This is a genomic window from Moorena sp. SIO3H5 (genome assembly GCF_010692395.1).
GTDB lineage: Bacteria > Cyanobacteriota > Cyanobacteriia > Cyanobacteriales > Coleofasciculaceae > Moorena.
The window spans coordinates 1-2,154 of the sequence record NZ_JAAHHS010000695.1; the positions used below are offsets into that span (position 1 = coordinate 1).

The 2,154-nt window shown below is 41.0% G+C and carries 3 protein-coding genes; 2 read left to right on the plus strand and 1 reads right to left on the minus strand.

Going from position 1 to position 2,154, the window contains the following annotated elements:
• Positions 1-112: 112 nt before the first annotated feature.
• Positions 113-520 (minus strand): IS200/IS605 family transposase, encoded by a 408-nt coding sequence (gene tnpA / locus F6K52_RS35625; protein WP_293089822.1) that lies wholly within the window; start codon positions 518-520, stop codon positions 113-115.
• A 53-nt stretch (positions 521-573) separates the two neighbouring features.
• Between tnpA and F6K52_RS35630 the strand changes: the two genes are divergently transcribed.
• On the plus strand, positions 574-1,905 hold the full coding sequence (locus F6K52_RS35630) for a transposase (protein WP_293089824.1): 1,332 nt from the start codon (positions 574-576) through the stop codon (positions 1,903-1,905).
• 5 nt (positions 1,906-1,910) lie between these two features.
• The gene (locus tag F6K52_RS35635; protein ID WP_070395846.1) at positions 1,911-2,093 is read left to right on the plus strand and encodes a translation initiation factor IF-2; all 183 of its coding nucleotides are present in this window, start codon (positions 1,911-1,913) and stop codon (positions 2,091-2,093) included.
• Positions 2,094-2,154: the final 61 nt, after the last annotated feature.

Consider the following 2,154-nt stretch of genomic DNA (forward strand, 5'->3'; position numbering starts at 1 on the left):
CTTAGAGTAGTGGAGCCTTTATGGTTAGTCGGCTATGGGTAAAAGGGTTAAATCTTGTAAATAAGGCTCCACTACTCTTACGGTAACTTCAAAGAAACGCGACACGGCAGTTTTAACTGCCGTGATGAGGATCATTAATGTAAGCCATTATTTTTGCAGTACTGATTGCGCCTGTGGTGTCATAAAAGTAAGATCTAGGCCACAGGCTGGGCAGCTTGAGTAACTGAGGGAATTCCTGTCTTAGTAACCTAGAAGAACGACCTTTAAGAGCTTTAGCGATTTCGTGGATAGCTACGTCGCTAGAGTGTTCGACCAATACATGTACGTGATCTGGTGCAATTTCAATAGCTTTTAATAACCATCCTTTTTCAGACGCCACCTCATTTAATATTTGACCTAAGCGAACTTTGATCTCTCCCACAAGTACAGGTTTGCGACGTTTTGGGATCCATACCATGTGAACGTGTGCTAACCCTACAGCATGGGCGGTTCTCCTGTATTTCTTGGATGTCTTTCTCATTTTACTATGTTGATAATATTGCTATTATCAACATAGTAGTCTATAATGATACTATGAACAAAAAACAATCGTATTGGGGATGCCAACAAGTGTTGCTGTCCCCAAACAAAGACCTAATAGCCATACTTGAGTACATCTGTTCGGAGTCAAATAAAATCTATAATTGTTCAGTTTATTACGCTAGGCAAATCTGGTTTAAAGCTAGGCGTATTGTAGGTAGATCTGAACTCTGTGCAGAAATGAAGCGCAACCGACATTTCAAAGCTATGTACGTAAGCGCGTCCCAACAAGTATGTAATGGAGTGGCTGAATCTTTTAAGTCATTCTACAAGTTGAACAAACTATTTTTAACCGGAAAATTAGAGGATCGACCAAAGCCGCCAAAATATCGAAGAACTGGGCTGTTCACTGTCTCCTATCCAAAAAGATGGCTGAAAAATACCAATAGCAAGATTAGACTCCCTTTAGGAAAGCAGGTTAAAGCATGGTTTGGACTGTCTGAGTTTTTTGTTGATCTGCCATCAAACCTGGACTGGGATTCTGTGAAAGAAGTTCGCATTTTACCTAGGAATGGAGACTTCTATATAGAGTTTGTCTATAAAATAGACTTCAAAGAAAACGTCCTAGACAAAAGTAAAGCCTTGGGGATTGACCATGGCATTGATAATTGGTTGACATGTGTCGAAACCATTGGGAATAGCTTTATCGTAGACGGAAAGCACCTCAAGAGCTTAAACCAGTGGTATAACAAGCGTGTCGCAACTCTTAAAAAAGGCCAAAGCAAAGATTACTGGACAAAGTTACTTTCTATTATTACCGAGAAACGTAATAGACAAATGAGAGACGCTGTTAACAAGGCCGCCAAGCTAGTAGTTAATCACTGCATTGATAATGCTATAGGAACAATCGTCTTTGGATGGAACCCAGGACAGAAAAATAGCTCAAGAATGAGCAGAAAAAACAACCAAAAGTTTATTCAGATACCCACAGCACGACTCAAAAATAGAATCGCTCAATTATGTGAATTAAATGGAATTCAGTTTATAGAAACCGAAGAAAGCTATACAAGTAAAGCCAGCGCTCTAGATCATGATGAGATTCCTGTATTCGGTGAAAAACCCGCAGAATGGAAACCATCAGGAAAAAGAGTCAAACGTGGCTTATATCGTACCGCTCAAAATTACTATGTGAATGCCGACTGTAACGGTTCAGCGAACATATTGAGGAAAGTAGCCAGAACTGCGGGTATTGACCTGTCAGGACTGAGTAGGGGCGCTTTGACTACGCCTGTAAGAGTTCGTTTGTGGACTCTTAACGAATCCCCGCGTATGCGCGACCGGGGAGTGTCAATTCCCAAACTGTTCATTAGTTATTATCAGGTTTAATTATCATGGGCTTTGCAGACCTGTCAATTGTGGAAATTGCCGCCGAGTATGACCTTCGAGTAGAAGAGGTATTCGATCTATGCCAGCAGTTGGGCATTGCTTACAAGAATCAAGACACCCATCTGCCTCTAGAAGATGCGAAGGCTGTTATATTAAAGATTTTGTCTCAAACAAAGGGTAATGGCTAATGGGTAATCCATAATACCTGAGTTCGATAGCCGTGATTGGTTGACTCAGATCCCCATCAGA

Coding starts and splice junctions, on each gene's coding strand:
- tnpA (WP_293089822.1), bottom strand. CDS start 520: ATGAGAAAGACATCCAAGAAATACAGGAGAACCGCCCATGCTGTAGGG.
- F6K52_RS35630 (WP_293089824.1), top strand. CDS start 574: ATGAACAAAAAACAATCGTATTGGGGATGCCAACAAGTGTTGCTGTCC.
- F6K52_RS35635 (WP_070395846.1), top strand. CDS start 1,911: ATGGGCTTTGCAGACCTGTCAATTGTGGAAATTGCCGCCGAGTATGAC.